Source organism: Marinobacter sediminicola (genome assembly GCF_031157525.1).
GTDB classification, from domain to species: Bacteria; Pseudomonadota; Gammaproteobacteria; order Pseudomonadales; family Oleiphilaceae; genus Marinobacter; species Marinobacter sediminicola.
This window is the reverse complement of the sequence record NZ_JAVIXR010000005.1, coordinates 1-23,744: the sequence shown is the minus strand read 5'-3', so window position 1 is coordinate 23,744 and position 23,744 is coordinate 1. Positions and strand designations below refer to the sequence as shown.

Sequence of the window (23,744 nt, the reverse complement as noted above, 5' to 3'; positions counted from 1 at the left end):
ATGAAACACGATTGTCACTATCACCCAGGCGACCCTGCCAAATGGCAGTGCAGCGAGTGCCAGATGCATTATTGCAGCCGCTGCATGCCCGATGCCGACACACGCCAGCGCCGTGCACTTTGCCCAACTTGTAGTAAGGCCATGCGCTATATGGGAGCCGCCACCGAAGTGGTGCCTTTCTGGAACCGAATCGGCGCGTTTTTCCGCTACCCGTTTCATACAGATCCACTGATCGTCATTGCGATCTGCACGTTGGTACCCCTTGTTGCTCCCGCCAACCTGATCGGCATACTGATCTGGCTGGTTTTGGCCTTGGCACTCTTCAAGTACACCTATGCGGTGATCAATCACACAGCCGAGGGCCATCTGAATCCACCCAGCGTGTCAGTCGCCTTTACTGGCAGTGGGTTCAATATTGTTATTCTCCAGCTGCTGGTTTTCATTGTAATGGGCGGTCTGATAGGCGCAGCCGCTATGGTGGGCGGCCCCTTGCTGATGTTGCTGGCGCTCGCATTCGTGGTATTGGCCATGCCCGCGAGCATTATGGTGCTGGCCATGGAGCGCTCTGTGGGCGCGGCGGTAAACCCAATGAATCTGGCGGTGCTTATTTCCCGTATCGGCACCCCCTACTTCCTGCTCTACGGTTACCTGATTTTGCTTACCCTGGCCTCGGGTGTGGCTCAGGATTTTGCCTACAACCATTTTCCTTTCTGGTTTTCACAGCCGTTATCCGGCTTTCTGAACAGTACCTTCACGCTGATTCTGTTCAATATGCTTGGCTACCTGTTATTCCAGTACCAGGAAGAGCTGGGTTTCGCCTCAGATATTCAGGATGATTCCACCGATGTGGATATGCACCAGCGGGATCGTGGTGCGCGCTTTGACGCCGACATTGATATGAACCTGAAGGACGGCAACTACGACCGGGTACAGGGCATGCTGAAGGAAGCACTGAAGCGCAACCGTGAGGACCCTCTGCGTATTGGCCAGCTATACCAGCTATTGGTCGCCCGGAATGATGCCACTGAGCTCTACCAATACCACCCACGGATTCTTGGCTGGCTGGCAGACCGCAACGACGGCGAAGGTATTGCGTCTGTTGTGAGCCTGCTTGAAGAGGCTGAGCCTGGTTTCAAACTGGATGAGCCGGAACTGGCCGTTCGCTCCGCGCGCTGCCTGTATCAGCGGGGGCAATACAAGCTGGCTCTAAAACTGCTACAGGACTTCCACAAGCGTTTTCCGGAAAGCGACGAGCTGGCTCCTGCTTATTTGCTGGTTGCTCAAACTCTTGCCAACGGAATGGGCCAGTGGGAAAAGGCAACGGCCTTTCTGACGTTTATCCAAAAGCGTTGCGTGAATCACCCGTTGCATGAGCAAGTTCCGGTGTTTCTGGAGCAAGCTGAGAAGAAAGAACTGCTTAAAGGCCCAAAGGCGTCATTCGCAGTGCCAGATTAGGGAGGGTGAGGGGAGGCCCTTCCAAAACCGTGCGGAGCCATGGATGGCGGAGCCGAGCGTACAGGGAGGTATTCACAGCGTGTTTTGGAAGGGCCTCCCCTCACCCTCCTGGCTACCTCCGAATTTAGCCAGCCTGCAGCAACTGGCGATAATGCCTAGCCTTCGGTGCCATTTGGAGCTTTTCAAACTCTTCGGCGAGCAATCTGCACGCCTCAGTTGTCAATAATGGATCATCCGCTCCACGCAGCCGCTCAAAGGCTTTCTCTGCGGCTTTCAGATCGTGCTGTTTGAGGCTGGCGAATAACACCCGGTTATGATCTTCCGCCGCAAGGGGATTATGGCTTTCGCCTTTACTCAGGTACTCCTGCCACACAGCTATCATCTGCTCTGGCTGACGGCGGCTCAGCGAATCGTTCATCAGATCGCGGGTACGGACCTGGTACTCGAGTAAATCCGGGCGCAGTTTGGCGAGGTTGTAAAGGTGCTCTAGCAAGATGGGCCTGTCGGGGTAGGTTTCACGCAGGGCCTCAAACTGGCGTCGAGCCAGGTCGAAATCCATGCGGCCAAGGCTGGCCATGGCTTGGGCATACCCGGTAGTGAAACGCTCGTCTTGCTCATCTTCTTCCGGCTCAAAAAATTCCTCGCGTACCTGCAACCAGCTTTTACCCAGCAGCCATACCAGGCCTGCACCTGCAAGCAACCCGCCAGCGTGGGCCATGTAGGCAATGCCAGTTGCGCCGGCAAACCAGTAGTCGTAGATTTCCTTGCCCAGCCACACCGGCAGTATGGCTATGGCAGGTGCCCGGAAGTAGTTGAAGTACACGCCGAGGAAATAGAAAAAGCGTATTTTCTGCAGGCCGTAGATGGCCACATACATTCCCATCAGCCCGGAAATAGAGCCGGAGGCGCCCACCAAGGGAACAAAGCTCCCCAGCGAGAAGGCAGTAAAAACAACCCCCGACAATGCGCCACAGGCCAGATAGGCCAATAGAAAGCGGCCAGGGCCGAGGGCCTTTTCTACGGTAAATCCAAGCAGGAACAGGAAGAGCAGGTTGCCGATAATATGCCCCCAGCCGCCGTGCAGGAACTGGTAGGTAATCAGCGTGTACAAAGACAATTTTGCGGGAATCAGGCCTAACTGCTGGGCACTCAGGCGCTGAATATAGGTTTCTTCAATGAGGACGCGCTGCTCTAACCAGTGCCTTCGCTCTGCGGGGGCCCAGATCACATCACTATTCTGAAGCAAATACTGATAGAACTCGCGATCCATCAACAGGCTGGCGGAGAGCCAGAAGTCTTCGCCCTCTTCCCTCAGCTTCTGAAACTGTTGCAGCTCAAAAACCCGGTCTTCCTGGCCTTCAAAGCGAATTTCCCGCTGCAGGAAGTCCTCATATGCCGGTGCTTCCAGCTGGTGCAGCCCTGCATCCAGATACTCACTCACAGCTTGCTCAAGCTTGCGGCTGTCCCCTCCCTGATAAAACAGGAAAACCAGCATGCAGGTGAGCATCAACCCGAGGGTAACCCAGGGCGGGCGCTTCCAGTTAATGGCGTTCTCAGCAGGAATAATCAACATGGGCGGTCACAATTCATCATAATCTGTCCCTGAAAAACTGTTTTCTATCATACCAGTGTCTTGTTTTCGCGCTTAAATGATTTTCAGCGAGATGGCACACTACACCATCCGCTAATTACCGTTATTTCTGTCTCGGGTAATAGTGAGCGGGAATAACAAGAAAAACCAGAGGTCTGAACCAAGGATACTGCAGATGACTGTACTCGTATTGGACAACCCAGAGTTGATTGCCAAAGCTGCCGTCGCTTCCGGCTTTAATGCAGCTACCCTCATGGCCGAAGGCAAGCGCCCACACCGGATGAGGTTTCACTACGGCTTCAACAAGCACACACTGGATAACCAAGACACCGAAATTATCAGGCAACACGCTGTCTACCTGAGACTGCACCCGTCGGTGAGCGTTCGGATTCATGGTCACTCTGACAATTTTGGAGCCGAGGATTACAACCACTTCCTGTCCCGACTGCGAACAAACGCGGTTGTGAAGCTTCTTGTACAGGAGGGGATTGCTGAACCCCGCATTCTGGTTGCAAGCTGGGGATCAGCCCGACCCTTTACAAAACAGGAAGATAGAGCCGCTAACCGCCGGGTTGAGATTGAGTATCTGACCAGAGAGATGGCGAAAGCGCTTTAGGAAGAGAGATGCCCGGGGCCAGCAATTTGAGCAGTCCCGGGCCGTGTCTCTGGATCAGTTAGCCGTGTACCTGCCACACGTTCCACAGCAACAAAATTGCCGCAACCAGCATGGACAGCCAAGTTAGAACCATGCCAAGAGCCCGCGCTTTGTGCTCCTCACCATGGCCGTTAATCATTCCCCAGGCATGAAGAAGACGACCTACCACCAAGGCCATGCCTGTCCAGTAAATAAGACCGCTCGCCACACCGTTCATTTCCGCAATACCAAGCATAATCAGCCCGATGGGAGCGTACTCCACCAGATTTCCGTGGGCGCGAACCGCCGCCTGAAAATCAGCGTCATCAGTAACGCCTATGCCTTTTTTATACTTCAGGCGAAACTTCACAACGTATCCTGAAAGCACCAACATCAATATACCGAGTACAGCAGCAAACACTCCGGTAACTGGTAACAACATGCTCAGCTCTTCCTTATTTGACTGACAATCGCCAATAGTAATACCGCACCTACTGTCGCAGTTACCAGCTCTCCAATAGCGCCTTGGGCTGCCAGGCCAAGCAGGCGAAACACAAAACCGCCAAGGAATGAGCCAACAATACCAATACCCACATTGGCCAATACGCCAAAGCCGCGGCCTTTCATAATCACACCGGCAAGCCAGCCAGCTAAACCACCAATAATCAGAAAGAAAATCAGGTTCATTGTTCGCACCTCCTTGAGGGGGGTTGTTTAAGGAGTTCGTTAATCAGAGCCATTACGCCCGACCCAGTTCAGCAATCGCCTCTGCCATCTCTTTATGGCAACGTGTAATCAGCGCTGGAACATCCTCGGTGGTCAGCCCTGTGGTTTCTACCGGAGGCAGAATCCGCATAGGCACAGGCTCGCGCCTACCCTGCCAACCAAACGTTTTATTGCGATATTCAGCAGCACACACCATAACAATTGGCGCCCCGGCCGTCACCGCTGCATAGAAAGCACCTTTTTTGAACTTCTGCAGCCCACGCCCCTTGCTGCGGGTACCTTCCACGAACACCCACAGGCTCTTATTCTCGCGGGTGATTGCCTCGCTGGTAGCTTGCATGACTGCAACAGCTTTGCGGGAACGGGCACGGTTCAATATCACATTCCCCCCCAGCCAAAATGCCCAGCCAAAAAATGGAACCCAGACCAGTGATGACTTGCCCACCGTTACGGTGCGCGGCGCCACCAAGTCTCCCACCACAAAAAGATCATCGTTGTATTGGTGATTACAAATTGCCACCACAGGGCGATCCTGAGGCATGTTCTCCACACCTTCCACCGGTCGCTCCATGCCCAGTATTGCGCGGCCGGTTCGCGCCAATGCGATGGCCAGAAGCCGGTTATTGTCCGGATTGAACGGCCGGACAATAAAAAATGGCAGGGCGAGTATGCAAAGCACTGGAACACTCAGCCAAGCCAGAAAATTTCTGATAAAGCCCATACGAAAAACTCTGCCTCAGGATTTTGGCGCACAAGTGTACGCCAAGTTTATAGGCCTGCAACAGTGTCAATTTTATCCAATACGGCCGGACTATACCGGACTTGGCTATGAGCACCTTCTACACCGGCTACTCGGGCTGCATCGTCTGCATGGGCCTCCACCACATAACGTAGGGGACCACCCGCATCCATGCTATCGAAGGGATAACAGGTAACCAGCAAAAGAGTGCCCGCAGGTAACTTATGAGTATCGATGAATTCCGAACGGCTATCCACAATTCTTGTTGCACTCACCCGGTAGCCCTGCCAGCGCCCGTCCCGGCCTTGCAACCGAAGCTCATTGCCAGGTTCCAGGTGTTTGAGAGGCCGAAAGTGGGTATCGCGGTGGCCGGCAATAACAACCGCACTCCCAGAGCCGCTGCCACCCATCATTTGCCCCGGCCCGAAGGCCAGGCTCTCCCCATGAACACCTGCCAGCACGATCATCGAATCACCAAGCTCCGGCATCGACAATTTTGCCACCGGCCAGGTATCTGCCCAGGGCCAGGGCCGTGATTCAGTTTGCCTGGCCTGGCTCTCAGCCCAGGCAATTTCCAGCAGTTCCTGAGCCACAACAGCCTTGATCGGTACCCAAAGCCCGAATACCAGCAACAAGGCAGAGCTTGTGATCAACAACAGCAGCGAACGGCTCATGGGTATACCCGTCTTTGAAGCATGGCAATTGCGAGCGAAAGCATCAAACCAAGCAAACCCAAGGCAATCATCAGAGGCGCAAAGGTTGCGGTTTGCGGGTAGCGCGCCATGCCCGGCTGACTTCCTGCAGGTAGCAGCGTAGGCAGATTATCTTTCAACAAAGCGCTTTCAGCAGCCCGCACCGGCGTTTTATCCACCGCCACAAAGCTCGTATAGGGCGACATAAGGTTGTGGGCAACCGCCAACTTGGTGATTCTCTCTTTATCCGGCTCCTGTCCCTCTATCCGAGCGTCGTCCAGCAAGCTGTCGATCTTCTCCCGCGCCCAGTAACGGTTCAGCCCAGTACCTGAAGCCGCCTGCTGCAAATCCAGGCTTTGCTGCCAGCTTCCACCACCCGGCAATCGGCCAGACACGCTCAACTCACCGGCGGGTGCCACTCCTCGCACGACCTGCAACAAGGGCTCACCTTGAAACAAATCACCGGGCCGCTGCGGAAAGCTGTCTTCCATTGCCGCTGTAGACTGCCCCGGCCAGGTAACCTGAATATCCGTCATCACCGGCGCTTCCATGGCTGCAAACAACCTGGCCAAAGGACCGCTCATATCGGCCAGATCCTGCACCGAGGTATAGCTACCACGCCCCCACCGCGCAGCCTCCCGCATAAAGTGCATATTAGGCGCCGACCCTATTGCCACGGTAAACAGCCTGTGATCACCCAACTGGCGACGAATCTGGCTGAACAGCGCCGACTCATTGCCAACGGCACCGTCCGTCATAAACACAACCTGACGCACTCTTACTGCGTCTTCCTGCCGCTCACCTGTGCTCTTGCCTTGCCCCTGCAAAGCCAAGGTCAGCGCTGAAGCCATCTCCGTTCCACCGTCAGCTTTCAACCCACTCACATACTGACGGGCTCGGGCCAGATTATTGGCTGTGGCCATTTCCGGCTGCATAAATAAGGCGTGAGGCTGTGAATTGAACTGAATCACATTGAACCGATCACCTGGTGCCAAGGTTTCCAACCCCAGTTGCAGCGCTTCTCTCGCCTGCCGAATGGATTCCCCAGCCATAGAGCCCGAGGTATCAATCACAAACGTAAGCTCCCGTGGCAAACGGGTTTTACCCGCCCGCCCCGGCACCAGCATCGCCAACAAATAATCTTCCCCTTCCCACTGCTGATGGAACACAGCCGCGCCCGGCTCCTGCCCCGCAAACGGCTGCCAACGAATCACGAAATCCCGGTTCATCACAATGTCACCCGCCTGTGGCTCAACCATCACCACCTGACCATCCTGCTCAGTCGCCACCTGATGGCTGGGACTGAACACCTGCGCCAACGGCAGCCCGGCATCAATCGTGAACTTGACTGAAGCTCTGTGACTGTCCGCTGCAACATCCGCCACATCCACCGTAAACGGACTGATCGCATCCGCATCCAGCACCTCGGTAGTAGGCACTGCCCAACCGCCCTGCCACTGCTGCGGCGCCACCGCCAAAGGCTCACCCGGCATATACCGGGGTGTTAGCGTCGTCGGCACACTCAACTCAAACACCCCATCCCGATAACTCACCAACTGCTGATAACTGAGCTCCACACTCACCTCAGCCCCCGGAGGAATATTCGCCACCCGAGTGGTAAACAAATTCGGCCGCTGCTGCTCAACCGTCGCCGCATGCCGCCCGGAATCCCGAGCCGCTTCATAAGTCTTCTTCGCCTCTTCGCGGGGCTGAACCTCCCCCACAATCGTGCGCTCCCCCACCTTCATGGTCAGCCCGTAAACACTGGCCTTCTCCGGCAGCGGAAAAACAAACACTCCTTCTCGCCAGTCATCACTCGTGTTCTTGAACGTCCGCACCAGTTTACTGTCTGAAATCAGCCCACTAACCCGAACATCAAAGTCACTCCCCAGCACCAAAGCGGGTTCCTGCCACTGCCCTTTACCGTCCACAAAGTGCAGCGTTCCTGCGGAATCTTCATTGCCGGTGTTGGCTTCTGCATAAATCGGCTGCACAAACAAAACCAGCAACATAGCCATCCACAAGCTAACCCCCTCCATAAAACGCACCACCCGCTGCCCCTGGCGAGCACTGAGCCCTCCGGTGAGGTTGAGGCCCCCTCCAAAACCGTGCGGAGCCATGGATGGCGGAGCCGAGCGTACAGGGAAGTATTCACAGCGTGTTTTGGAGGGGGCCTCAACCTCACCGGAGGGCGGGTTCAGACTAAACGGGAAGGCACTATGTTTAGATGAAAGGGAAGAAAACATCATGGCAATAATCCTTTGGCTACATGACTAAATCAGACACAGCCATTTCACCAACCCAAAAAGGCACCCCCATGGCAGAATCAAACATTCCACGAACAAAAAATGATGAATTATGGCAACACCGCACGCTACCCTTGTTCTAAACGCCTCCCGTGTTTAAATAGACCCCAACACCCACGGACAACAGCCAAAAACCATGAAAAAGCATCTGGTCCTGATAGAGGACGAACCCGCCATCCGCGACAACTACCGCGCCGCCTTCGAACGCCGCGGCTATCGCGTATCCACATACGGTGATCGTTCCTCCGCCTGGCAGGTCCTGCGCCAAAGCCTCCCCGACCTCGCCATCATCGACGTCGGCCTCGGCAATGAGCCCGAAGGCGGCTTCACCCTGTGCCAGGACCTGCGCTCGCTATCCGCAACCCTGCCCATCATCTTCCTCACCGCCCGCGACAGCGACATAGACTCAGTACACGGCCTGCGCCTGGGCGCGGACGACTACGTCACCAAAGACATGAGCATAGAACACCTGCTGGCAAGAGTGACCGCCCTGCTGCGCCGGGCAGACGCCTGGGCAGAAGCCCTGCAAAAACCGGATGAAATCGTGAAACGTGGTCGCCTCGACCTGAACGTGGATCGCATGACCGTAGCCTGGGATGACAACGCCATAGACCTCACCGTGACCGAATTCTGGATGCTGCACTCACTCGTACAGCACCCCGGCCACGTGCGCAGTCGCGATCAACTGATGGAGGCCGCCAACACGCACCTGGATGACAACACCGTCACCTCCCACATCAAACGCATCCGCAGCAAATTCCTGCAGATCGACAGCGCCTTTGACAGTATCCAGACCGCCTACGGCATGGGTTATCGCTGGAACGCCCGTGAGCTATAAACCGTGACACTCAAACGCCAGCTCTTTATTGCCAGCCTGCTGATGCTACTCATCCCCTGGGCCGGTTTGCAGTTCGTGCTGGAGCTGGATCAGGCACTTCGGCAGCAGGCGCTGCAACAACTGCAAGATCAAGCTGACCGGCTGGCAAACACCGCCGGCGACCTCAGCCTGGGGCTTCCCGCTGTTAAGCCCCAAACACCCGCCATTTACATGGAAAGCCTCACCAGCCCGATCAATCTCGACGGCTACGGCCATGACTGGCCTGGTTACGATGAGGGCGAACAATCCCGGCTTTGGCAGCCCTCTGCCTATTCAAAACAACCCACAGAAAGCTCCGACAAACCCACCCTGCACTGGCAAGCCGCAACCGATCAACGCCACCTGTACCTGCTGATACGTCTCAGCAACCGCCAGCCCGAATTCTTCAACCCCGGCGCACCCAATCAGCCCCACGACCAGCTCTTATTATGGCTCGAACCTGCAGGCAGCAAAGCACTCAATCCCGATGCCCAAACCACCTCCTGGCTCATGCGCGCCTCACCACCAGGCACGGTGTATGCGACGACAATTGATACAACAAACAGTGCACGTAACAACAACCCCGATTACCGGGTGAGCGGGCATTGGAACAGCGTAGGCAATGGCTGGCAGCTGGAACTGAAATTACCCAAGCCGCCACAAGGCAGCCATTTCGGTTTTGCTGCGAAATGGCAGGACAGTTCCGGATTAGCGCAAGCCGGAACGTCTACCGCCCCACTGCCGGTTCTGGTGGAACGCCAATCCGAACTTGAGCGGCAACTGATTCCCGGAATGAGCAAAGGCCAAATGGCGCGACTGATCGAGCCGGCGGGCTGGGTGATCGCCCAACAGGCAACACCGTCCCGGCAGGCAGCCCCGGAGTTTGATGAACTCAGCCCGCTGCAAATTGTGGAGCACATAAGCCTGAATGCCCTACGGGCCTTGGTGCAGTTTTACCAGCCCTCACCTGCACGCCTCTCCATTCATACCAACCGACTGGATGTGAGTAGCATTCCCGAAGAAGGGCTGGTGCGGCATGAAGACGACCATGTTTGGCTGATGACAACCAAACCCGTCTTTGGGGGCCGGACCCTGATACTTGAGCAATCCCTGGACCAGTTATTAACGCTGGCGGGCTCCACGCTAGGTTCCGTTATTGCCCGCAGCACGCTGATTATTATTGGCCTGACGCTGGTTTTGCTGGGTTATGCCAGCTGGTTATCCTGGCGCATTGCCCGCTTACAGCGCGCAGTCAACGCCACCATAGATCAGGATGGGCGGATTATCGGTACCCTGCCCGGCTCCGGGGCCAAGGATGAACTGGGCCAATTGCAGAACCATTTCGCGCAAATGGCCGACCGGCTACACGGCTACAACCGGTATCTGGAAAGCTTTTCAAAACGGCTTTCCCATGAACTCAAAACCCCGGTGGCCGTGGTGCGCTCATCCCTTGAAAACCTCTCTCACGCCGAAACTGAAGATGAACGTTCGCAATACATCGGGCGTGCGACCGCAGGTACTGAACGTTTGCGGCAAATCCTCAATGGCATGAGCGAAGCCGCGAGGCTGGAACAGAGTTTCGATCATGCAGACAAAGAATCCTTCGATCTGGCCGAGGTGGTCAGCCAGGCAAGCGCGGCCTATCAAACGCTGGATCCGCATCATCACCTTAGCTACACCGGACCGGAATCCGGCATCAACCTTGTCGGCTCCCCGGAACTGCTGGTACAGATGCTGGACAAACTGGTCGACAACGCCCGCGACTTCACACCCCAAAAGGGCAGAATTGAAATACGTCTGGACCAACACACTGACCACTACCAAATCGAAGTGTTCAACGAAGGTTCAAGCTTGCCAACCAGTTCGGGCGTGGACATTTTCGAGGCGTTTGTGTCCCAGCGTGAAGGCAAAACCGAGGGGCATCTGGGCCAGGGGCTGTTGATCGTGCGTTTGATTGCCGACTTCTTTGGTGGCCGGGTTGACGCCCAAAACCAGCACTTTAAGGGCATTGACGGCGCATCCTTCCGCGTTATCATCCCAAAGCTTACGGATAAACCAAGGACAGACTCTTGACTGCCAAGACCGTCGCACTGGAGTTTCACCCCCTGCGCCCTGACCTGTATCAGGAGCTGCACTCCCGCCCTTTTCAGGTATTACCATCACAGGCAAAGGTAAGCCATATCGCCGTTCTGACCACGTCAGAGCAGCGCAACAGCCAGTTTAAACATCTGCAAAGCCTACACCGGATGCTGGGGCAACCCTGGCCAGAGGAAGAGGTTACTTGCTACGAGCAAACCTTTGATCAGCTGCGCATTCGCCGTGAAGTGCATCTGGAATTCACCGCTTACACCTTTACCAATCTGGCGCCTTCCGATGCTGAGCCGTTTGAGGAAACCGGCATCAGTGCGCTGCCTCAAGGCTGGCTCGAACAGCTAGAAGGCATAGTAGTCGCCGCCTTTCATATTGACGTTAGCCCGTCAGTGGAACATGCCCGCAACGAACCTGCGTTCTTGCGCCGGCATTTTGAGGGTATGCGTCTGGTAGGCAGCAGCCCACAGGAAGGGGCTGCGCGGGTACTGGGAACCTTTCAGCTACACTCCGACAATTTCGGCCGTTTCATGGTGCTCAATTACAGCATGTCTGACAGTCAGCTAGGCCGGCTCGTTCAGCGGCTGATGGAAATTGAAACCTATCGTTTGATGTCTTTGTTGGCATTGCCTGTAGCTCGCGAAATCACACCGGTCCTCAATGATATGGACCAGCAACTGGCTGTCATCACTCAGGCGCTGGCTGATAACGAAGCGCAGAACGAGCAAACCATTTTGGCCAAACTGACTCACATTGCAGCCAGAATTGAAGCCTTTCGTGCTCATTCCACCTTCCGTTTTTCCGCCACCAAAGCCTACCATCAGCTGGTGCTGACACGCCTTGAAGAACTGCGAGAAGACGAAGTGTCAGGCCATCTCACTATCTCTGAGTTCATGACTCGCCGGCTGACCCCTGCCGTCAAAACCTGTGAAGCTGTTAGTGTGCGGTTGGAGGACCTATCCCGCCGGGTAGACCGCACGTCCGACATGATGCGCACTCGAGTAGAGCTGGCTATCCAAAGCCAGAATCAGCAGCTGCTCAGTTCCATGGACAGGCGCTCCAAAATCCAGCTGATGATGCAGCACACGGTTGAAGGCTTTTCCGTGGTTGCGATTACCTACTACCTGATTGGCTTACTAAAACTGGCTCTGGACTCGGTTTACGAAGCGGGGATCATCTTCAACAAAACACTGGCACTGGGAATTGCCATTCCCGCCACGCTTGCCTTGGTGTATCTGTCCATCCGGGTTGTTCACCACCACTTTATTCGCATGGCAAGACGGCAGTAACAGGCTTCAACCAAGGTGTTCATCACCCGAAAACTGGCGGTAAAACTGCTGCGCCGTGCGGCCATTGCGCACGCCTTTTTGGGTGGCGAAGCGAATGGCTTCGCGGTGCAACTGCTCTCTATCCGCAACTTCCGGGAACAATGCATCCACTGCCTGCAAATATACTTCTTGGGGAAACGCGTAAAAGGACAACTGCAAGCCAAAACGATCAGCCAGAGACACCTGCTCCTCTATAGCTTCAGCCGGGTGAATTTCACCATCCTGAGTATGGCCTTTGAGGTTATCAGACATGAACTCCGGCATCAGGTGGCGGCGATTCGACGTGGCATATACGCGAACGTTTTCAGGCGGCAGCTCCAGTGACCCTTCGAGCACGCTTTTCAGAGCCTTGTAACCGGTTTCGCCAACGTCAAAGGACAGGTCATCACAGAAGATGATGAAGCGGTATGGAAGATCGCAGATGTCATCAACGATCTCAGGCAGGTTCACCAAATCGTCTTTGTCCACTTCAATGATTCTCAAGCCTTGCTCGTGGTATCGGTTCAGCAACGCCTTGATCAGCGATGACTTTCCCGTACCTCGCGCTCCCCAAAGCAGCACATTGTTGGACGGCTCGCCGGCAAGGAAGCGTTCTGTATTGCGAGCAAGCGCATGTTGCTGACGATCAATGCCCGTCAGAGAACCCCACTGAATCGGGTCCAGCCGCCGCACCGCTCGCAAGCCTGCACGATGGCGACGCCACACCGCTGCCGGTATTGATGACCAGTCGAAGGGTTGGTTATCAGACATAAGCACTTTTCCTGTTCCGCTATTTACCATTTTACATTCCGGATCACGCCGGGAAGCGCAGTATCAGTATATCGGTATGAACTGCAAACAGGCTATTAAGGGGAAACAAGAAAAAAGGTGCAGAAGCCAAGCCTCTGCACCTTTTTTGGGGGGCATACCACAGATAATCAGAACTGGAACTTAAGGCCGACCTGAGCGGTATCAAAGTCGGGGCCGTCGTTGTTCAACTGACCATTGAAGTCGTTTTCATCCACATCCACGTTATAACGGTTGTACTCCAGGAATGTGGTCAGGTGCTCCGTGATGCGGAAGTCGACACCTGCACCTACAACGGGGCTTACCTCATCATAGGTCTCGTTTTCATCGAACGCGTCCACATCAAGTGCTGCTGCGAAAGCACCCGCCTTGGCGTACACACCAAAACTGTTTGTCACAGGCAGACGACCAATCGCTACCAGTGAGCCACCTTTGAGTTTGCCCTCAACATCGTCTTTGCCGAAGTTGCCGAAGTCTATGTAAGCCGCTTCCAGAGCAAAAAACTGGTTAAACTGATAACCGAGACCAGCGCCGTAAAGATCGTTGGAGTCGTCAAAGTCACCACCGTGGGATTTATATCCACCATAACTACCTTTGATGTATGGGCCGGAGGCGTCACGATCAGAGGTGCCTTGGGCGAAAGCTACCGGAGCAGCAAATACACTGGCAGACAAAATCGTGGCACAGGCAATACGAGCTTTAGAGTTCATAATGCTTTTTCCTCGCTAGTTAAGAAATCCATTCGTCAAAGCGTTCCTCGGGTGACTGCGTCGATTGATGCATCGCCCCCGAAACACGTGACACTACCCTAGCGCCCCTGATCGCCAATTTGGGTTACATCCAGACTAAAATCTCTTCATACTCTCTTAATACTTTCACCACAAACCTCAATAAAACAATACGTTACCTCATATAAAACCACGCATGCTCATCGCCGAAAAGCACAGGTGAAAGGTTTTCAGGAACGTAAATTTCGAGACGCTCTGCGTGGCGCAGAGGATTAATCGGTGGGAGTGTTATCTTCGGAAGGCGCGGCACTATCTCCGGAGTTACTGGCTCCCGAGGTGCCGGAACCGGAAGACTGACGCATCAGAACCATACCGCCCTGGAGCAACAGTTTCTTCAGCCTCGGGTCACCCTGCTCGGCTACGCCAACGGCAAAAGCCAGTGCTGCCGCCTCCAGAGGGTTACGAGCAATCAACGAGCGCAGTATCTCTATGGGTGAAGTTGAGTTAAGGCCAGACTGGTTGCTTTCCGACCCGCTGCGGGTTTTGGGCGTGCGTGTCATGCGATAGAAAAACAGCGCAAGCAAGCACAGGCATGCAAACCCAGTGATCGCCATGGCCCCCGGCTTACCCACCAGGGGTGCCAGGGCCAGGGTCGCTGCATTGACCAGCAGGTAAAAGCCGGTCACCAGCAGCGCAGTGAGTAACACCAGAGTCAACACTATGCCGATAATAGCTGCGACGGCTTTGCGAAGGATACCCTGGATACTTGCGGAATCAGGCAGCATCAGCGATCAAGCATTTTGCCCACAATGACACCCGCCAGAAACATGAGGATAATACTGAGAAATGGCCTTTCCTCTATTTTATGCTCCACACTCTCTACAGTGTGTGAGCCCGCTTCTGTTGCACGAGTAAGAGCTGCATCGCCCCGCTTCCGCAGGTTTTCAAACACCGATTGGGCCTCACGGCTGATTTCATCCTTCAGGTTATTGGCACTGGCCTTCTGACTGTCTGCAAACGCTTTGGTCAAGGATGCAATGTCATCACGCAGTACCTGAAGATCGTCTTTCACGCGAGCGTAATCATCTTTGGTTGTTTGCTTTTCCATGGGCTGTCTCCTGATTCGATTCATGATTTCATTCGACAACGGGCTGGATCAGGCCTATTTGCCCTTCAGCCCGCAAGACTGCTCACAAATTACTCTAGCACAGGGTCGGGAATTCGTAACTGTACACAGACTTCGCAGAAGACAACTTGTCAGGGTTCAAGCCCTGTGACCTTTGGCTCATCGTCACGCACACGCAGAAAACTCGCAAAACGTGGCAAGCCGGTAGCAGTGAAACCGTAGTATTTGAAGGTTATGCGCGTTCCCGGTGCGGGCGGCCGGGTGCGCAGCTCATCGCTGAACCCGGTTCCAATGCGGAAGCGACGACCGCTCGGTAGCTCCACCTGTAAGGCCCCCATCATGTTCTGCAGACGGCCTTTGCCGGGTATATGCCCGACCACCACCGCCTCGGCGTCCGCGAAGGTTTTTACCTTCATGAGGTCATCCGAGCGGCCTGCTTCATAAAGACTATCGCGACGCTTCAGCATCAAGCCCTCGCCGCCTTCCGCAACGATCTTATCCAGGTCCGCCATCAGCGCAGCATGTGTGGAGGCCGGTGTTTGCGTTACCAACGCCAGGTAACGGGTATCCGCTTTTCCGATTAGCGCTACCAGCTGTTCATATCGCTCATAAAACGGCCCGGGGGCCGGTAAGTCAAAAACATGAAACTGGATGCCCCGCCACTCACCTGGTACCGGAACACCTTTGCGCACGGCTCCGGAAAGTTCTGCAAAGCGCTGTCGCCCCATCCATAGCTCCCCGTCCAGAGGTACACTGGGGAAGCCTGCAATAAACCAGTCCGGCGCATTGTAGACGTTACCATTGCGAGACAAGAACTCCCGGCCATTCCAGTAAGCTCTTACACCATCAAGCTTTTCGCTGATCCAGTAATTCTCCAGTACAATCCCTTGCTGATAGGTAGTGGCAAGCGGCACTGGAGGCGGACTGGCCTCACTGACCCTTACAAACACCACCAGAGCCAGCACTGAAGCACACAGGAAAAGCCTGCAAATACTCCCTTTTGGGCGGGCCTGCATCCCTTGCCAGCCCGCTTTCTCCCGCAAATTCATTATAGGCACCTCCATTGCCCGTTAAAACACGCCCGGGAATCAGTACAAGCTGCGCGGTATCCGATACCCCGATAAAAGCTGCTGTGTGAACGGATTTATATTGCTTGCCGCATGCAGGCGGTAACGCATTTCGCCGTCATCTACCTGAAAACGCACATCCACAGCACTGCTGCTGACGCCGGTGATATCGGCCTTGTCCAGCAAGCGGAACAGTGCCCAAGGGCCGTTCTCCGAAATGCTGCGGGGTGAACGGTTAACCTGCACTGGCACCAGCGTAATCCTGCTTTCAACTGCTTCTCTCAGGGTGTTGGGCCAAACCAGTGGAATGCTCTGGCGCGGGCCGTGACTGAACTCCACCAGCTGGCCATCAAGGTTCACAACACTGCGGCGCTTGTTGGAGGACAGATTCAAGGGCTCGAGGGCAAACTCCACATCCAGCGTGCCGCTGCGTGTGAAGTAGGCGCTGCGGATTTTATCCGCATTGCCTAAAGACGCCAGTACATCCCGGCGCACCAGCCCGGCTCGGCGCGCATCCCCTACCTGCTCCGGATGATCCTCCAGGAACAGTTTGAGGTTGTCCTTGTAGAAGGTATCCAGCACGCCACCTGGCGCAAAAAACCGCTCAAAATCCTGCAAGGCCACATCGCGACCGGCACTGGCATTAAATGGGTAGTGCCTGGCGAGATTCTGCTGGAAGGGCTGATATACTTCCCGATACCACTCCCGCTCCAGCTGCGCCACTGCTTGGTCGAGCAGTACACGCCAGCTTTCCGTGGCTAACCGGTTCAATAGCCTGTTCAGTGGTTCTGGCTGATGCCCCGCCATTCGTTGCAGCGTGAAAATCGGGTCTGCCCCCTGCAGTCCCATTCTGGCCCGAGCCGCATTGAGTGCCGCCCTGCCCTTATCTGGCGCCTCCTGGATATTGCGCATGTATTCGTGCAGATCGTTAACCACAAGCATGATTTGCTCCAGCCCACTCGGCTGATCTCCATTCTTACGGGTGACCTGGTTCAGATCAGTGAACTGGCGTTCGATATTCTGCAACATGCGGAAGTGCGCCGACTGCTCCAGCAGTTCTCGTGCCACGGCGGCATCTCCCTCTGCCGGAGGGATCAGCTGCGTGTTCCGACGTACCTGACCAAGGAACTGCGCCATGGGCTGGTGGCCGCTGGTAAGGCTTTCCAGTATCCGCACCCCGTGGTTGAGGTCGTCAAATTGTTGAATGTCGACCCGGCTCAGGGCCGTGCGCCATGCGTTGGCATAGTGTTCCGCATAAAGGTTTTGCAAGCTGGCTAATAGTTCTGCCTCATCAGCTTTGCTGAAGTCCACATTGTCCCTGCGGCCCAGTACCCAAGCGTCAACCAAAGCCAGGTCAGTTACCGTGGCAGACTTTCTAAGGAACCATTTTTCGAGACCGTCCCGGGTCAGCAAGGCAGGAATGCTCAAGGGGTCCTGTGTCACTTCCGACGGTTGTCCTGGCTCGCCAAACTGGTCCACACGCATAAAAACATTACTGAACGCGGGCCCCGATGTGCGGGCCAAATCGTTTGGCTGGCTGAACTCGCGGCCAGCCTCAACTTCCAAATCCCGGTACACACGATCAGGCGTCGGCATGCGCCCCAGTTCGTGTTGCGACCACTGCACGCTGCTTTTGAATGGCGCCAAAGCCATATCAGCCGTTACATCTCCGTGCTCGGCCTGCTGAGCAAGATCGGTGTATGTCATGGCATAGTCGAGGTGTGCCATCAGTCTCTGCTGAACATCCCGACGGCCCGGAAAGGTTTTCTGCCAGTACTGGGTCATGTAGGTGGTGACTATATCGCTCCGGCGGCCACTGGCATCGTAGAGCATTCGCAGCACTCGCAGGTGCTCAAGCCGTTCCGGGCTGTTGTCTGGCGCGCGGCTCATCTCACCCATGACACCGAACATGAGCGCTGGCAAATACTGGTATGCCAGCATGTCAAGGTAAGAGGCTTCCACTTCCGGGCCAACCTTGTGGCCTTGGTACAGGCCCATTTCGCTGACGAGCGGCCACTGTTTACGATGGTCCCCAAACGCCAGTGTTGCCTGGCGCAGCTGATCCAGGGGTTCAAGCAGATTACGGCCAGTGGTATCCGGCTCAAAGCCTACGGGTTGCCAGTTATCGATGAATCCGTTAACCCGCGCTTCAACCGACGCAGCCGCTTCCGCATTCTTAATGAAGAAATGCTGCCAACCTGCGGTTATACCCGCTCCGGCACACACAGCAACAACAGCAGCAACCGCCACCCTGCGCTGGCGACTACGCACAATCCGCCGGTTATCTCCGGCAAGCCCCGCTTCAGGATAGATAATCCCCGGGAAGAGCGTCTGGGTGAACAAGCTTGCAGACTGGCCCGTGCGCTGGGCTGGTTGAATCGGGCCAGATACCTGGTAATGGTTGGCGGCGGCTGAGACAAACGCATCTTCCGGAACACCTTCCTGCACGACCGAGGTGAAGTAGGTACCGCGCACCAATGCGGGTGTGGAGAATGCATCTGCCGATAAAAGGCTGGTGAGGAAGCTTTCAAGCGCGGGCTTCATGCCAGCCAGCTGACGGGTAAACGAATATGCCGCTGTGCGATCTTCAGAGTCACGGGTGCTGGCTAGTACGTCGGGCAAACGCATGTTCAATCCCGCGACCATCTCGCTGTAACGCTCGGCAAACTCATTCAGCCACTCATCGTTATCCAACTGACCTTCCAGCCGGAAAGTGAACCCCAGCGCCTGCTCTTTCTCCTGCTTGCCGAGCGTGCGAACAAAGGGCCCAAAACCATAGAGCAAATCCATTTTGGTAAACGAAACATACACCGGCAGGCGCGAACCTATCTGCTCCATCAGCTCTCTCAGGCGGGTGCGTAGCAAAATAGCATGAGCTTCACGCTGCCCCTCGCTGGCCGTGCTCAACTGCGCCAGATCAACCGCAAGGATCACGCCGTTGAGTGGACGTTGCGGGCGATTTCGCTCTAGCCACTGGATAAAATGTGTCCAAAGCCGCTGCTGTATTTCCCCAGCTGCGCTCTGGTTTTGGTTCTGACTCAACAGCTCGCCATCGGGATCGATCAGTACGCCGTTATCGCCAATCCACCAGTCGAATCCGAACGGATTGCGATCTGCCCGATTGTTGCGGGTAACGTTGGTGAGAGTGTATGTCTGCCCGGAACGCTGAATGAGGCTGGTTTTCCCCGCCCCTTCCAGACCCATAACCAAATACCAGGGCAAGCGATAAACACCCCGACGACCCGGCAGATTGTTCTTCAGGGCGGCAAGCTGGCGATCCAACAAACGCTGCTGTCTGCGTTCCATAGGCAGAATCGGATCTTCCTGCTCTTGCTCCTCCTCGGCTTTAGCGGCATTAACCTTGCCAAGACGACGGGCTAGCACCGTGCCCCAGATCAGCACAACCAATAGCACAACACCTAGGGTAACCAGCGACCGCATTTGCCAGGCTGCCAGCGGGAACTCACCACGCACCTCCCACTTCGGCCCCAGCCACCAGGTGGCGATCAATAGTGCTATCACGCCAAGGGCCAGGGTGACCGGTGCCGCGTTTCGAATGTATGGCAGAAGCCAGCGCCCGATGAGTAAAGCTTTTCTCCACATGGTGTCCATTCCTGCTGTGTATTCGTAATTAATTAGACAGTATTCCGACTACGCCCTCAGGCCAGCCGTTCAAGTTGCTTCAGGAGCGCAGGCTCCCAATCTTCGATAACCAAACCACTTATCTGTTGTCGCAAGTCCTGAATTTGCCGTGACGCCAGGCTCACCAGGCCGCTTTCCTTCATCAGCCGTGCCGATGCCAAGCGCCAGTAGAACTGCTCCCGTGGCTCGCGGGCGCCCGCAAGCCCGTCTTCAAGCAGCTGCATCGCCGGCGCCAGTCCTTTCTGGGCAATCAGCTCTCGCGCTGTGTCATAAGCTTGCTCCCACGGGCTGGCACTGCCACCAGACTGCCCTTGAGTATGGGTAGGCGCAGACCAAAGCCACTCCTGGGCTTCGGGGGATAGAAACGGCGTGCCATCGTTAAACGTCAGTTCCGCCAGCTGCGGCAGTCTTTCCACGAATTCGTTAACGGCTGTACGAATGGCCTCAGCGCAGGCATCGCATCCCAAGGCCGTCGCCACACCGGCACTGAGCCGGTGGCCCTCGAGCCAAAAGGGGCTGACCGACAGGCTTTGTTCTATGCGCTGCCAAAGCGCCTGATCGGGGGCTTTTTCAAGGGCTTCACGGTATTCCGCAACACGATCCCCGCTCACGGCAGCCAGGTCAGAGCGTTTGCCATCCCGGGTTGGCGGTACCGCAGTAATGCTCTGCCAGATAGCGTACCGGCGAATCTGGTAGCCCAGGGGCCGTTCGGGTTCGGTACCGGTCAGTAAATCTGCCACTTTCAGTAAACTCTGGCGGGTGGCCCGCTCATTACTCGGGTCCAGCGTCAGGGCACCAAGTGCCGGGCTGGCTGTCACAGCGGAAGGCGCTGGCCCCGATTTGGCATTATCACTTGCCGCATTAGAGCGCTCAGAGGTCGCCTCTGCGCTCGCCCCGGATGGACCACCAACTTCCTGGGCTTGGGGTAACTTTTCGACAGCTCGTTTTAGATCCAGCAGCGCATCGTCAGGCAGCTCTTTTTGTTGCGCTTGCGCCTCAATTTTTGCCAGCACCTCAAGGCAAAAAAGTCGCCCATCGCCCACACTGGCATCAAAGGCGCTTCCTGCCACAGCTTTGCCTGCCCGCTGGAGCATCTGCGTGAACATCATTTTCCGCGCCCGCTTACCCTTATCCCCCGGATACGGCCAGCCTTCATCCCACCAGCTGTCCAGTACGCGCTGGAGCAGATACAGCGAAAGTGCAAAGCGCTCTCCATCAGCGCCTTGCTGCAAGGCAATCAGGAGATAACCAAGAACTTTAAGATCTTTACTACGAGCAGAAAGTATTTTCAGGGATTCGCTCTCAACCTTGCCCCAATCAATATCGGTATGGGCAAGGGAGCCGATTTTCATGATTTCGTCTTCAAGGAACCCGAGCGCCGCATCCTCTCCCAGCCCTTGCCCGGCAGGCAGCTCGCCTTCCAGGAGGGTGGCGACCTGCTCAATGTAGGGATGCTGTTCTATTACCTGCATAACCTTCGTTCCTCGCGTCCTTGCATTTTTACACTCACAACTCGGCTACCAACCACAGCTTTCACGGAGCGGGCGAATGGCGTTTTCAAAACCGGTCAGATCGAATAGCAGGCCGTCTATACGGCTGTTTTCCGAATAAACACGAATATCGGTTTTTTGCTCTATCGCCTTGACCGCCCGGATAGCTGGCAGGCCGCGCCCAATGCTGAGCATGTATCCGTTATCGCGCACTCGCCAGGCACCCTGGCCGGCGGCTTCTGTGGTGCCAAACCCAAGGTTTACACGCTCTGCATCCAGCGGCTCCGGCAACATCAGGGTCAGCTCGGTAATGTTGTTGTGGCACTGGAGGGCAAGCAAAGGGCGAGGCGGCTTTGCTCCCAGCGCGGGCACGGTCACCAATAGGCCGGCGGCCTGCCCGGTATTGCGGTAGCTAAGGTTGCCAGAAGAAGGTTCGGCACTGTCCTGCGCATAAGCCTCTCGCCAGCGAAGGGAGCCGACCAAACGGCGCACTCTGGCATCGGGCCCGGTTACCAGTTCGGCTTCCGTCAGTGGGGTGCGAAAAACTTCGTCAAAGCACGCCAACCGTTTCAGCCGCTGGGTTTCGCCGGTGCACCCGCGGGCCTCCTCCAAAAGGTCAGCCTGTGCTTGCGTATTCTGATCCGCAAAACCCGGTGCACAGAAACAGAGAAGGCCAAGTGCGACAACACCGACAGTGAGTGGGCGCAAATTTGAGTACACCGAAACAGTCGGGTGCATCATGATTCGGCAACCTGATATTTCAGGCATTTGTGAGCGAGCGTGCGCTTGGGCAGGCCCAAGCTTTCCGCTGCTTGAGCGCGGTTACCGCCGTACTGGCGCAAGCGATCACGGATAACCGCAGCTTCAAATGCCTGGGCGGCGGCTTTGAGGTCCCGGATATCTTCCGTGCCAGAGGCAACGTGTTCATCGGAACTGCTTGGTAGTAGGTCAGGCATTTTCGGGCCTGCCAGATCTGGGAACATATCGGTGAGCCGGAGTATTTCCGGTTGAATGTCGTCTCCTGCGGGAGTCTGCAGGCAGGCTAGCTCGATAATATTGCGTAGCTCCCGGGCATTACCGGGAAAGTCGTAGGCTGCAAGAGTGCGCAGTGCGTGGCTACTGATGCCCAGTGGCCCAACACCCTCGCGCTCGGTATACAGGCGAATAAAGTGGCGGCTGAGGGCTTCAAGGTCGTCCAGGCGTTCACGCAGTGGCATGATCTGCAGCGGGAACTGGCTCAGGCGGTAGAACAGATCCCGGCGGAAGTAACCGTCTTCGATACTCTGGCGCAGAGGCTGATGGGTAGCCGCGACCAGTCGGAAGTCGGAGTGCTGTTCCGTTTGCGCACCAAGGGGGCGAAATTGGCGACTTTCCAGCACTCGCAAGAGTTTGGATTGCAGCGCCATGGGCATGTCGCCGATTTCGTCCAGAAACAGGGTGCCGCCATTGGCTTGAGCCAAAAGCCCTTCTTTAGCCTGGTCAGCGCCGGAGAAGGCGCCTTTGGTGTGGCCGAAGAGTTCGCTCTCCAGCAGACTGTCCGGAATAGCGGCGCAATTGACCACGACCATGGGACCGTCGGCACGATCTGATAGCTCATGAATGCCTCTGGCCACGACGTCTTTGCCGCAACCGGTTTCACCCTGCACCAGAACGGATAGCTGACTACTGGCGGCGCGAACAATTTGCGCGCGCAGACCTGTCATGGATTCCGAGGGACCAACAAGGGTGCGGGACAGGGCTTCGCAGCGTTTGCGCACGGTTTCTGCATCGTGCAGGTTGTCCAGCGAGCGTTTGAGCAGCCGGCGTTGCCATACCTGATCACGGCTTTGCAGCTGGGCGATCCATTGGTGAGCGAGCAGCTGCAGCAGGCCGCGGTATAGTGGCTGGTCGTTTATTCCGCTCCAGTCAGTTTCGTCGCGACAGAGCACAAGTATACCCAGGGTTCTGCCGTCGTCGCCTTTTAGGGGTTCGAGCCAGAGGGATTTCGGGCGGTCGCTGGCTTCGATGAGGCTTTGGAAGCCTGGGTGATCGAGGCGGTAACTGGCGGCCCTTGTAAGTTCGCGAGCTTTGCCGGTTTGCAGCAGGTGGGCGAAGGGGTGGCTGAAGTCGCCACAGTCGAATTCGCCGGTTTCAGCTAGGTCGCTGCAGTGGAGTGTGCGGCCGCTGAGGTCGAGTTCGAGTGCCCAGCAGCGAGTGAGGCCGAATGCGTTTTCCAGCTGTTTCGTAGCGGTTTTCAGCAAATCCGGCAATGTGGTTTGTCGCGTCAGTGCGACTGCCAGTTCAATGCCGGTGTGCAGTTCCATCTGCATCCGTCCCATTTTCTTTTCCCTTATGTTCCTGTTATCCGGCTTTGTTCTGGCCCGGTCGCACAGCGTGAGGCTTGGCTCTGGTTTACCGCCCGCACACCGCGGGGTTGAGCTTTCCAAAACACGCCGTGAATACGTCCTTGTAGGCTCCGCTCCGCCATCCATGGCTCCGCAGGGTTTTGGA

General features: G+C 56.0%; 20 protein-coding genes. 5 read left to right on the top strand and 15 right to left on the bottom strand.

What is annotated here, in order from left to right:
* The gene (locus tag RG807_RS08925) at positions 1 to 1,455 is read left to right on the top strand and encodes a tetratricopeptide repeat protein (RefSeq protein ID WP_309044601.1); all 1,455 of its coding nucleotides are present in this window, start codon (positions 1 to 3) and stop codon (positions 1,453 to 1,455) included.
* A 124-nt stretch (positions 1,456 to 1,579) separates the two neighbouring features.
* Here the strand turns inward: RG807_RS08925 and RG807_RS08920 are convergent, their stop codons facing one another.
* Positions 1,580 to 3,028 (bottom strand): rhomboid family intramembrane serine protease, encoded by a 1,449-nt coding sequence (locus tag RG807_RS08920; protein WP_309044600.1) that lies wholly within the window; start codon positions 3,026 to 3,028, stop codon positions 1,580 to 1,582.
* Between the two features lie 193 nt (positions 3,029 to 3,221).
* Between RG807_RS08920 and RG807_RS08915 the strand changes: the two genes are divergently transcribed.
* Positions 3,222 to 3,662 carry an OmpA family protein gene (locus RG807_RS08915; RefSeq protein WP_309044599.1) on the top strand — a complete coding sequence of 147 codons (441 nt, stop codon included), beginning with the start codon at positions 3,222 to 3,224 and terminating at the stop codon, positions 3,660 to 3,662.
* 58 nt (positions 3,663 to 3,720) lie between these two features.
* On the opposite strand, the gene RG807_RS08910 is transcribed toward RG807_RS08915, so the two are convergent.
* Genes RG807_RS08910 through RG807_RS08890 form a run of 5 tightly spaced genes read right to left on the bottom strand, consistent with a single transcriptional unit; the run spans position 3,721 to position 8,086 of the window.
* On the bottom strand, positions 3,721 to 4,122 hold the full coding sequence (locus tag RG807_RS08910) for an MAPEG family protein (protein ID WP_309044598.1): 402 nt from the start codon (positions 4,120 to 4,122) through the stop codon (positions 3,721 to 3,723).
* A gap of 2 nt (positions 4,123 to 4,124) precedes the next feature.
* Positions 4,125 to 4,367 carry a GlsB/YeaQ/YmgE family stress response membrane protein gene (locus tag RG807_RS08905; protein WP_309044597.1) on the bottom strand — a complete coding sequence of 81 codons (243 nt, stop codon included), beginning with the start codon at positions 4,365 to 4,367 and terminating at the stop codon, positions 4,125 to 4,127.
* Positions 4,368 to 4,419: 52 nt separating this feature from the next.
* Positions 4,420 to 5,127, bottom strand: coding sequence for a lysophospholipid acyltransferase family protein (locus RG807_RS08900; protein ID WP_309044596.1), 708 nt, complete (start codon positions 5,125 to 5,127; stop codon positions 4,420 to 4,422).
* A 47-nt stretch (positions 5,128 to 5,174) separates the two neighbouring features.
* Positions 5,175 to 5,819 (bottom strand): class GN sortase, encoded by a 645-nt coding sequence (locus tag RG807_RS08895; protein ID WP_309044595.1) that lies wholly within the window; start codon positions 5,817 to 5,819, stop codon positions 5,175 to 5,177.
* Positions 5,816 to 8,086 carry a marine proteobacterial sortase target protein gene (locus tag RG807_RS08890; RefSeq protein ID WP_309044594.1) on the bottom strand — a complete coding sequence of 757 codons (2,271 nt, stop codon included), beginning with the start codon at positions 8,084 to 8,086 and terminating at the stop codon, positions 5,816 to 5,818. The genes RG807_RS08895 and RG807_RS08890 overlap by 4 nt, the downstream gene beginning before the upstream one ends.
* Positions 8,087 to 8,279: 193 nt before the next feature.
* On the opposite strand from RG807_RS08890, the gene pdsR reads away from it, so the two are divergent.
* Genes pdsR through RG807_RS08875 form a run of 3 tightly spaced genes read left to right on the top strand, consistent with a single transcriptional unit; the run spans position 8,280 to position 12,376 of the window.
* Positions 8,280 to 8,981 (top strand): proteobacterial dedicated sortase system response regulator, encoded by a 702-nt coding sequence (pdsR, locus tag RG807_RS08885; protein WP_309044593.1) that lies wholly within the window; start codon positions 8,280 to 8,282, stop codon positions 8,979 to 8,981.
* A 3-nt stretch (positions 8,982 to 8,984) separates the two neighbouring features.
* Positions 8,985 to 11,072 carry an ATP-binding protein gene (locus RG807_RS08880; RefSeq protein ID WP_309044592.1) on the top strand — a complete coding sequence of 696 codons (2,088 nt, stop codon included), beginning with the start codon at positions 8,985 to 8,987 and terminating at the stop codon, positions 11,070 to 11,072.
* On the top strand, positions 11,069 to 12,376 hold the full coding sequence (locus RG807_RS08875) for a DUF3422 family protein (RefSeq protein ID WP_309044591.1): 1,308 nt from the start codon (positions 11,069 to 11,071) through the stop codon (positions 12,374 to 12,376). The genes RG807_RS08880 and RG807_RS08875 overlap by 4 nt, the downstream gene beginning before the upstream one ends.
* 6 nt (positions 12,377 to 12,382) lie before the next feature.
* Here RG807_RS08875 and RG807_RS08870 read toward each other — a convergent pair whose 3' ends face one another.
* The 9 genes from RG807_RS08870 to RG807_RS08830 form a co-directional block, all read right to left on the bottom strand.
* Entirely contained in the window at positions 12,383 to 13,165 is a 783-nt protein-coding gene (locus tag RG807_RS08870) for an ATP-binding protein (RefSeq protein WP_309044590.1), read from the bottom strand.
* 167 nt (positions 13,166 to 13,332) lie between these two features.
* The gene (locus tag RG807_RS08865) at positions 13,333 to 13,911 is read right to left on the bottom strand and encodes a porin family protein (RefSeq protein WP_298452100.1); all 579 of its coding nucleotides are present in this window, start codon (positions 13,909 to 13,911) and stop codon (positions 13,333 to 13,335) included.
* A 290-nt stretch (positions 13,912 to 14,201) separates the two neighbouring features.
* On the bottom strand, positions 14,202 to 14,714 hold the full coding sequence (locus tag RG807_RS08860; protein ID WP_309044588.1) for a hypothetical protein: 513 nt from the start codon (positions 14,712 to 14,714) through the stop codon (positions 14,202 to 14,204).
* Positions 14,714 to 15,037: an ElaB/YgaM/YqjD family protein gene (locus RG807_RS08855; RefSeq protein ID WP_309044587.1), complete on the bottom strand. Its 324-nt coding sequence runs from the start codon at positions 15,035 to 15,037 to the stop codon at positions 14,714 to 14,716. The genes RG807_RS08860 and RG807_RS08855 overlap by 1 nt, the downstream gene beginning before the upstream one ends.
* 149 nt (positions 15,038 to 15,186) lie before the next feature.
* Positions 15,187 to 16,104: a DNA ligase gene (locus tag RG807_RS08850; protein ID WP_309044586.1), complete on the bottom strand. Its 918-nt coding sequence runs from the start codon at positions 16,102 to 16,104 to the stop codon at positions 15,187 to 15,189.
* A gap of 39 nt (positions 16,105 to 16,143) precedes the next feature.
* Complete coding sequence (tssM, locus tag RG807_RS08845; RefSeq protein WP_309044585.1) at positions 16,144 to 19,734, bottom strand: type VI secretion system membrane subunit TssM; 3,591 nt, start codon at positions 19,732 to 19,734, stop codon at positions 16,144 to 16,146.
* Positions 19,735 to 19,781: 47 nt separating this feature from the next.
* On the bottom strand, positions 19,782 to 21,236 hold the full coding sequence (gene tssA / locus RG807_RS08840; RefSeq protein WP_309044584.1) for a type VI secretion system protein TssA: 1,455 nt from the start codon (positions 21,234 to 21,236) through the stop codon (positions 19,782 to 19,784).
* Between the two features lie 45 nt (positions 21,237 to 21,281).
* Complete coding sequence (vasI, locus tag RG807_RS08835) at positions 21,282 to 21,995, bottom strand: type VI secretion system-associated protein VasI (protein ID WP_309044583.1); 714 nt, start codon at positions 21,993 to 21,995, stop codon at positions 21,282 to 21,284.
* The gene (locus tag RG807_RS08830) at positions 21,992 to 23,563 is read right to left on the bottom strand and encodes a sigma-54-dependent Fis family transcriptional regulator (protein ID WP_309044766.1); all 1,572 of its coding nucleotides are present in this window, start codon (positions 23,561 to 23,563) and stop codon (positions 21,992 to 21,994) included. The genes vasI and RG807_RS08830 overlap by 4 nt, the downstream gene beginning before the upstream one ends.
* Between the last annotated feature and the right edge of the window lie 181 nt (positions 23,564 to 23,744).

Bases quoted from the DNA above. Each gene is read 5' to 3' on its own strand.
- RG807_RS08920 (WP_309044600.1), bottom strand. From the start codon at position 3,028: ATGTTGATTATTCCTGCTGAGAACGCCATTAACTGGAAGCGCCCGCCC.
- RG807_RS08925 (WP_309044601.1), top strand. From the start codon at position 1: ATGAAACACGATTGTCACTATCACCCAGGCGACCCTGCCAAATGGCAG.
- RG807_RS08850 (WP_309044586.1), bottom strand. From the start codon at position 16,104: ATGAATTTGCGGGAGAAAGCGGGCTGGCAAGGGATGCAGGCCCGCCCA.
- RG807_RS08890 (WP_309044594.1), bottom strand. From the start codon at position 8,086: ATGATGTTTTCTTCCCTTTCATCTAAACATAGTGCCTTCCCGTTTAGT.
- RG807_RS08870 (WP_309044590.1), bottom strand. From the start codon at position 13,165: ATGTCTGATAACCAACCCTTCGACTGGTCATCAATACCGGCAGCGGTG.
- RG807_RS08860 (WP_309044588.1), bottom strand. From the start codon at position 14,714: ATGCTGCCTGATTCCGCAAGTATCCAGGGTATCCTTCGCAAAGCCGTC.
- tssM (WP_309044585.1), bottom strand. From the start codon at position 19,734: ATGGACACCATGTGGAGAAAAGCTTTACTCATCGGGCGCTGGCTTCTG.
- tssA (WP_309044584.1), bottom strand. From the start codon at position 21,236: ATGCAGGTAATAGAACAGCATCCCTACATTGAGCAGGTCGCCACCCTC.
- RG807_RS08915 (WP_309044599.1), top strand. From the start codon at position 3,222: ATGACTGTACTCGTATTGGACAACCCAGAGTTGATTGCCAAAGCTGCC.
- RG807_RS08865 (WP_298452100.1), bottom strand. From the start codon at position 13,911: ATGAACTCTAAAGCTCGTATTGCCTGTGCCACGATTTTGTCTGCCAGT.
- RG807_RS08855 (WP_309044587.1), bottom strand. From the start codon at position 15,037: ATGGAAAAGCAAACAACCAAAGATGATTACGCTCGCGTGAAAGACGAT.
- RG807_RS08895 (WP_309044595.1), bottom strand. From the start codon at position 5,819: ATGAGCCGTTCGCTGCTGTTGTTGATCACAAGCTCTGCCTTGTTGCTG.
- RG807_RS08910 (WP_309044598.1), bottom strand. From the start codon at position 4,122: ATGTTGTTACCAGTTACCGGAGTGTTTGCTGCTGTACTCGGTATATTG.
- RG807_RS08830 (WP_309044766.1), bottom strand. From the start codon at position 23,563: ATGCAGATGGAACTGCACACCGGCATTGAACTGGCAGTCGCACTGACG.
- RG807_RS08900 (WP_309044596.1), bottom strand. From the start codon at position 5,127: ATGGGCTTTATCAGAAATTTTCTGGCTTGGCTGAGTGTTCCAGTGCTT.
- RG807_RS08905 (WP_309044597.1), bottom strand. From the start codon at position 4,367: ATGAACCTGATTTTCTTTCTGATTATTGGTGGTTTAGCTGGCTGGCTT.
- vasI (WP_309044583.1), bottom strand. From the start codon at position 21,995: ATGATGCACCCGACTGTTTCGGTGTACTCAAATTTGCGCCCACTCACT.
- pdsR (WP_309044593.1), top strand. From the start codon at position 8,280: ATGAAAAAGCATCTGGTCCTGATAGAGGACGAACCCGCCATCCGCGAC.